Below are 6,478 nucleotides of genomic sequence, written 5' to 3'. Positions count from 1 at the left end.
GGCTCGGTAGCTCAGTCGGTAGAGCAAAGGACTGAAAATCCTTGTGTCGGCGGTTCGATTCCGTCCCGAGCCACCATTTTGAATGATGTCGACTTAGTTTTCTTCATATTGTGCCGGCTTAGCTCAATTGGTAGAGCAACTGACTTGTAATCAGTAGGTTGCGGGTTCAAGTCCTGCAGCCGGCACCATCGCGGAGGGGTAGCGAAGTGGCTAAACGCGGCGGACTGTAAATCCGCTCCCTTTGGGTTCGGCGGTTCGAATCCGTCCCCCTCCACCATTTTAGGGGCATAGTTTAATGGTAGAACAGAGGTCTCCAAAACCTCCGGTGTGGGTTCGATTCCTACTGCCCCTGCCAAAAACGTGGCGGCTATGGCGAAGTGGTTAACGCACCAGATTGTGGCTCTGGCATTCGTGGGTTCGATTCCCACTAGTCGCCCCATATACCTTTTAAAACGTTGGGGTATAGCCAAGCGGTAAGGCAACGGACTTTGACTCCGTGATGCGTTGGTTCGAATCCAGCTACCCCAGCCATATATGCGGAAGTAGTTCAGTGGTAGAACACCACCTTGCCAAGGTGGGGGTCGCGGGTTCGAGTCCCGTCTTCCGCTCTTCGTTTTATGGCGGCATAGCCAAGTGGTAAGGCAGAGGTCTGCAAAACCTTTACCACCGGTTCGAATCCGGTTGCCGCCTCCATTTTTTTATGCGCCGGGGTGGCGGAATTGGCAGACGCACAGGACTTAAAATCCTGCGGTAGGTGACTACCGTGCCGGTTCGAGTCCGGCCCTCGGCACTGAAAAAGCTTGACAAAATAAGTTTGCATGATACAATTTAATTGTTTCCATGCCGATGTGGCGGAACTGGCAGACGCGCACGACTCAAAATCGTGTGGGGTAGCCCCCCGTGTGGGTTCGACTCCCACCATCGGCATCGAAAATAGGGGAAAGGCTTTAGGGACAAGGGGTTTCACGTAAGTGAAATCCCTTGTTTTTTTAGTGCGCCTGGCATGGGTGTAATCTATAGGGTGTAAGTCCTGAACTGTGAAGGCAGAAGTAACAGTTAGCTTAACGCAAGGGTGTCCGTGGTGACGCGGAATCTGAAGGAAGCGAGCGGCAAACTTCCGGTCTGAGGAACACGAACTTCATATAAGGCTAGGTATCATTGGATGAGTTTGCTAAACAAAACAAAGTCCTTTCTGCCAAAGGTGGTACAGAGTAAATGAAGCAGATAGATGGAAGGAAAGATTACATTCTTACCCGGGGAGGTCTGGCGGATATGTGAAGTACGCTTCATAACCTACTTAGTGATAAGTAGCTGAACCGTCAGAAGTCAGCAGAGGTCATAGTATTAGTTGGTTTAGAACTACTAAGAAGGACCGAACAATTAAGAGAGAATAGCCCTTGGCATTCAGTGAGTCATGATGAACACAGAAAACGTAGTACCTCACTTGAGGAAGGAAGCGGTGAATCCCGTGGGGGACCTCTTGGAGGGTGGAGTGACCACTGGCATAAAGAGAACAGCTATTCACGGAAGGAGAATAACGATGCTTTTGAATCAAATCCTGTCACGGGAGAACATGCTTCAAGCACTAAAACGTGTAGAACAGAATAAAGGAAGCCACGGAGTAGATATGATGCCCGTACAAAACCTACGACAGCACATAGTCGAAAACTGGCTATCTATTAAGGAGGCAATTCTCAAGGGAACTTATGAACCAATGCCAGTCCGCAGAGTCGAAATCCCGAAACCTGACGGCGGTGTTCGTTTACTAGGAATCCCTACCGTAACAGACCGTTTGATTCAACAAGCAATCGCCCAAGTACTTTCAAAAGTGTATGACCCTACATTCTCTGAAAACAGCTACGGATTTAGACCAAACCGAAGTGCCCATGATGCGGTGAGGAAAGCGAAAGAATATATAAGAGATGGACATCGATGGGTTGTAGATATGGACTTGGAGAAATTCTTTGATAAGGTCAACCATGACAGATTAATGGGTACACTCGCGAAGAGAATCCAAGATAAACCATTACTGAAATTGATTCGTAAGTATTTACAATCGGGAGTCATGATTAATGGTGTGGGGTCAAGCACATTAGAAGGAACTCCACAAGGAGGACCATTAAGTCCGCTACTATCTAACATTGTACTAGATGAACCAGATAAAGAATTGGAAAGAAGAGGACACAAATTCGTTCGATATGCGGATGACTGTAACATTTACGTGAAAAGTAAACGAGCAGGACTTCGCACAATGGCAAGTATCCAGCGATTTATTGAAGGAAAACTACGACTGAAAGTAAATGAAAAGAAATCAGCGGTCGACCGTCCATGGAAACGTAAGTTTCTAGGATTTAGCTTTACCTATCATAAAGAGCCAAAGGTTCGTATCGCAAAAGAAAGCCTTAAACGAATGAAGAATAAAGTTCGTGAAATCACATCACGCAAGATGCCCTACCCGATGGAATACCGCATTCAGAAACTGAATCAATATCTAATGGGATGGTGTGGATATTTTGCGTTAGCAGACACCAAATCTATATTCCTTGAATTAGATAAATGGATTCGTAGAAGACTTCGAATGTGCCTATGGAAGAACTGGAAGAAACCGAAAACAAAGATACGCAACCTTATTCAACTTGGCGTACCACAATGGCAAGCGTATGAATGGGGAAATACTCGGAAGAGTTATTGGCGTATTTCAAATAGTCCAATATTACACAGAACCCTTGGTAACTCCTATTGGAGAAACCAAGGGCTGAAAAGTCTTGAAGCTCGTTATGAAAACTTGCGTCAATGATCTTAATTGAACCGCCGTATACGGAACCGTACGTACGGTGGTGTGAGAGGACGGGAGTTAATCGCTCCCTCCTACTCGATTTTACCGAATACGATTCGAGAAAAGAAAATCGTGTGCGTACAATCGTGTTCGGTGAGGTGAAATGGAAAGTGGGAAGAATGGAAAATGAGAGAGAATTGCAGAGAAAGAGCAAGAGAGGAAGAAGAGGAGAGCTGAGTCGTGAAGAGTTGTTGTTAATATCTGACGACATTGGAGAAATTGAATACACATTTGAGGAATTGTTAGAGATATTTATTGAGGATTGCGAATTGAGGAATTTAAGGGAACATACGATTAAATATTATCGCAGCGAGTTAAACGCATTTATAAAATTGCTGAAAGAGCAAGAAATCGAATTACGTGTAAGTGAATGGACAGGAGAAACCATTAAGCGAAATGTCATTATGTACATGAGAGAAAAAGGTCTTAAGACAGTCAGTATCAATTCCCGTTTGCGAGCCATGAGGGCGTTTTTTAACTTTTTGGAAGGACGAAATCTCATAAAAAGCAATCCGATGAAAGACATCAAATTGCTGAAGGATAGAAAAAGGATTGTAGAAACATTTGATAACCAGCAGATAAAGGCGTTATTTAAAGCATGCAACCTTCGCACGTTTGTAGGTTTAAGGGATTATACGATTATGATGTTGCTGTTAGAAACGGGAGTTCGAGTAAATGAACTGGTGGGTATAAAAACAACAGATATCATTTGGGAACAAAAAGTCATCCGAATTCGAAACACAAAAGGGGGCTTCGAACGTTTTGTTCCTATTCAAGATAAAATGATTAATCAGTTGAAAAAATACATAGCTGTTAGAGGGAGTGTGGATACTGATTATTTATTTATTACCCGTGATGATACGCCACTCAGCAAAAAGCAAGTACAGGACAGAATTAAAGAGTATGGGAAAAAGGCAGGAATCAAGAACGTTCGCTGTTCCCCACATACGTTTCGCCATACATTTGCTAAATTATGTGTGTTAAATGGGGCAAATGCATTTCAATTACAGGCAATACTGGGTCATACATCATTGGAAATGACAAAAGTGTATGTAAATCTTTTCAGCAACGAGGTTCAGCAAGGGCATGCCAAATTTAGTCCGATAAATAGCTTATTCAAATAATTTGCAGCATTCACGTTTTATAGTAGAAAGTTGTTCTATAATTTTATTTTAGAATAGGCTCTTTTAAACGTTAATGTTGATACTTTTGTATAAAAGGAAAAGGGCCAAAACTGGGTCCTTTTCCATATACCTTATTAAGCTAAATCCAATGTTACAACTGCCAAAAGGCTGTAGAAGCCGAACATGTCAAGGTTCAATATTTGGCTGACATAAAAGTCTTTAAGCAACTGGGCGTAAAATCAACTACTTCACTATTTTAAGTTTACAACATGAACGAAACAGTTTTTCTTTCTTCCTTGCTTTCCTTTATATGGTATAATATTTCCAGAAGGAGGGGGAGATATGGAAGAAAGGCCAGTTGAGCAATGTCCATTTTGCAAGGCAGACTTGATTGGAGAAAAAATTCCTTACAGCTTGCTCGAACATTATTCACCGCCTTATTTTTTTCGATTAAAGATTGGAATTTATGACCGGGAACTCGATAGAATCACACATTGGCAATGCCCTTTTTGCAAAGGGACATGGGAGAGAAATTAAAGAGGTAGGGGAGCTGGTTATGTTCAAGGGGGGAAGAAAACCATGTTCTGAAACGAAAGCTGATAAGATGGAAGTTTTTTGCTAACTACATATATTCGTTTTTAGTGATTTTTATTCTGTATTTCTAAAAATGAAGCAACTGCTTTGACTTTACACACCACTTCCAACGAAAGTTCAGCTTTTTTGGCGATAGCTCGTTCCACCCTGCTGATGAAGTCTCCACTCTTTTTGCAGTTCATGAAGGAATTCCGTGAAAGATACGACATGTTCTTTTCCCAGCAATTCGCTCATCATGAATGTCCCATTTCTGTTCAGTTTGTTACTTTGTATCTTTTCCTTAAAGTACATGTGTATCCGTCAAAAATAAATGGTAACTTGGTAAATCTTCTGTTTCCTGTGAAAAAGCAAGAGTTAGAGAAGAATTATTTTGTATGGTATAAATTAGGAGGTGGGAGAAAGGCAGAGATAGTAAGGGATTGATTAAATTCAAAAATCTAAACCTATCATAGCCACTTGTACGTCACATTCTTCTGCTGTAATATTCAATTATAAGGATAATAATGGAAGAAGGTCACGGCAAGATGGTGAATGCACAATTTATAATAGGGTTCATAATTTCAAGTTTAATTTGGATATTAGTCATTTCCTATTTACATAAAAGATGGCAGAAGCAGAGGGAAGAGCTTATTGAAAATCATAACCGTTTTATTCATGTGGTGGAAAACACTAAGGATTTCATTTACTACTATCAGCTCTATCCAGAAAGACAGTTCAAGTATCTTAGCCCCTCGGCAGAAAACATTTTTGGTGAAGGCTCGATTGAAAGGGCATATTTAAACCCTGATGTTCCCTTTATAGATATTCACCCAGATGATTATGATATTCTCCATAAGAAGGTTACTGGAGAAATTGATTATAGCAAAAGTATTATTCAGCGGTGGAAAGATAAAGATGGAAGATATAGATGGTTTGAGGAATATGCAACACCAATCTATGAAAATGGAGTATTAGTTGCTCTTCAAGGAGTATTGAGAAACATTGATGAAAAAATAGAGTTACAGGAAAAATTACAATATCGAATATACCATGACGCCTTAACAGATTTATATAACCGAGAATATTTTGAGTTGAAATTTGACGAGTACAACGAGCAGACAAATGTACCTGTGGCAATAATAGTATGCGATTTAGACGAGTTAAAATATATCAATGACAATTATGGACATAAACAGGGAGATGTTTTAATAAAAGCAACAGCAAATCTTCTCAATAAATTTTCTTCTAATACTATAACGGTTGCAAGGATAGGCGGAGATGAGTTTGTCTTACTTGTAGCTGAAACAACGGAGAAAGAGACAGAGCGATTGGTACAAAGTATTCGAAAAGAGATAGATATGCACAATGAAAATGGCTCAGATGTAATAATTAAGATGTCAATCGGTTATGCTTTTAATCAAAACTCAAAAGGAAATATGGCAGAGCTATTTTCTCAAGCTGATAAGAATATGTATAAGGATAAATTAAAAAGGAAGCAACTATCTTGTGAAAAAGTATTAGTTTATAACAGTTAAAAATAAATAAAATTGATAGAACACCTTGTCAGGATGTTAAAGCCGATGATAAAATCCCCAATATAGCCGGAATAAAATTCCCCACTTACAATAGAACCATAGTGTCAATGAGAGGAGCTATGGTTCATGATTACGAGAGGGGAATTTTTTATGATCAAAGAGATGTATGAAAGGGGAATGAGTATTTCTGATATTGCGAGGGAATTGGGGATCGATCGGAAAACCGTCCGAAAATATATTCACTCCCCCAATCCTCCTTCCAAATCCAAGCGAAAACAAAGAAAAAGCAAGTTAGATCCATTTAAGCCGTATCTTCAAAAACGAATGTTAGAAGATGGGGTGTTTAATAGCGAAAAGTTGTTTTTTGAAATTCGACAACAGGGCTATACGGGAGGAAAGACGATTTTAAA

Annotated in this window: 5 protein-coding genes and 10 tRNA genes; all 15 read left to right on the top strand. The window is 40.4% G+C overall.

Annotated features, from left to right (window positions below):
- Positions 1-76: transfer RNA gene (locus EKC99_RS14770), tRNA-Phe, on the top strand.
- Positions 77-112: 36 nt separating this feature from the next.
- Positions 113-188 (top strand) — tRNA-Thr (locus EKC99_RS14765).
- A 4-nt stretch (positions 189-192) separates the two neighbouring features.
- Positions 193-277: transfer RNA gene (locus EKC99_RS14760), tRNA-Tyr, on the top strand.
- A gap of 4 nt (positions 278-281) precedes the next feature.
- Positions 282-355 (top strand) — tRNA-Trp (locus tag EKC99_RS14755).
- Positions 356-363: 8 nt separating this feature from the next.
- Positions 364-439 (top strand) — tRNA-His (locus tag EKC99_RS14750).
- A 17-nt stretch (positions 440-456) separates the two neighbouring features.
- Positions 457-531, top strand: a tRNA-Gln gene (locus tag EKC99_RS14745).
- A 5-nt stretch (positions 532-536) separates the two neighbouring features.
- Positions 537-608, top strand: a tRNA-Gly gene (locus tag EKC99_RS14740).
- 11 nt (positions 609-619) lie between these two features.
- Positions 620-693: transfer RNA gene (locus EKC99_RS14735), tRNA-Cys, on the top strand.
- A gap of 11 nt (positions 694-704) precedes the next feature.
- Positions 705-790, top strand: a tRNA-Leu gene (locus EKC99_RS14730).
- A gap of 52 nt (positions 791-842) precedes the next feature.
- A tRNA-Leu gene (locus EKC99_RS14725) sits at positions 843-927 on the top strand.
- 613 nt (positions 928-1,540) lie between these two features.
- The gene (ltrA, locus tag EKC99_RS14720) at positions 1,541-2,797 is read left to right on the top strand and encodes a group II intron reverse transcriptase/maturase (RefSeq protein ID WP_163152575.1); all 1,257 of its coding nucleotides are present in this window, start codon (positions 1,541-1,543) and stop codon (positions 2,795-2,797) included.
- A 158-nt stretch (positions 2,798-2,955) separates the two neighbouring features.
- Positions 2,956-3,960, top strand: coding sequence for a tyrosine-type recombinase/integrase (locus EKC99_RS14715; protein WP_163152579.1), 1,005 nt, complete (start codon positions 2,956-2,958; stop codon positions 3,958-3,960).
- 342 nt (positions 3,961-4,302) lie between these two features.
- Complete coding sequence (locus EKC99_RS14710) at positions 4,303-4,497, top strand: hypothetical protein (RefSeq protein WP_163152573.1); 195 nt, start codon at positions 4,303-4,305, stop codon at positions 4,495-4,497.
- A gap of 560 nt (positions 4,498-5,057) precedes the next feature.
- Positions 5,058-6,068, top strand: a complete 1,011-nt coding sequence (locus EKC99_RS14705; protein WP_240468899.1) for a sensor domain-containing diguanylate cyclase — start codon at positions 5,058-5,060, stop codon at positions 6,066-6,068.
- Between the two features lie 126 nt (positions 6,069-6,194).
- Positions 6,195-6,478 (top strand): helix-turn-helix domain-containing protein (locus tag EKC99_RS14700; protein WP_163152571.1); only part of this gene is annotated, 284 nt, incomplete at its 3' end.

This window comes from Anoxybacillus sp. MB8, from assembly GCF_011006755.1.
Classification (GTDB): domain Bacteria; phylum Bacillota; class Bacilli; order Bacillales; family Anoxybacillaceae; genus Anoxybacillus; species Anoxybacillus gonensis.
The sequence above is the reverse complement of the archived record's forward strand: the minus strand, read 5'-3'. Positions and strand labels throughout refer to the sequence as shown.